This window comes from Methylobacterium sp. M6A4_1b, from assembly GCF_053345175.1.
In genome coordinates, this window is record NZ_JBKEZQ010000080.1 from 1 (window position 1) to 790 (window position 790).

Annotated in this window: 1 protein-coding gene; it reads right to left on the minus strand. The window is 66.2% G+C overall.

Annotation, left to right across the window (positions count from 1 at the left end; all coding sequences use genetic code 11):
• Positions 1 to 120: 120 nt before the first annotated feature.
• The coding region (locus tag ACLBWX_RS23135) for a transposase (protein ID WP_447679230.1) at positions 121 to 790 on the minus strand (670 nt) is incomplete at its 5' end.

The following is a 790-nucleotide window of genomic DNA, read 5'->3' on the forward strand; positions in this document are numbered from 1 at the left end:
CGCGCGCACCCACGCTCATGACCGTGGCATGCGAATCCGCAAAAACCTCCCGCGTTCCCTCAATCTGCCAAAGTAGGGCTAGGGGGTCAGAATTGGGCTCTGACGCACTTTCGCTGATCGTCAAGGCGCGAGGCCGATCAGGCGAGCTTGTAGTAGGTCGATCTTGCCGCGGCCGTACATCTGGCGCTTGACGAGCTTGAGTTTCGTGACCTGCCCCTCGGTCTGGCCGTTCGACCATGGCAGCATGATTGCGGCCTGAACTGCGGACCGATCCTGACCGATGCCGCGGGCGAAGGAGGCGACGAGACTTCCCTCGGCCCGCCTGAGCCATTCTTCGAGTTGGCCAGGCTCGTTTCCTCGCACCATCGTCTGGAATTCGCCGACCACCTCGCGTGCCTTGACCAGCGCCGGCACCCCTTCCTCGACGGCAGCCACGGTCAGCGTCTCCGCTTTGGTCAACCGGTCGCGACCCGTCGTCAGCAACCGCGCCAAGTTTCGCGCCGACGACACACGCTGAAGCCGCGCGATGTCGGCCTGCTCCGCGCGTCGGCGGCGCGTCGCCCATTCTTCAACCACGCGAAGCGATCCTCGGAAGCCCTGCGCCCTCGCCATTCGCCAGATCTCGGTGGCATTACGGCTGCCTGCGTCCCACCGAGCGTCGAGCCACGGCAGATAGGCGTCGAGCGAGCTCCGGCGGACCCGGAAGACGTCCGTGCGCTCGCCGCGCAGGACCGCACGCACCACCTTGCGGCTGTGGCCCAGTCGCTGGCTGATCCGGCGGATCGGAATG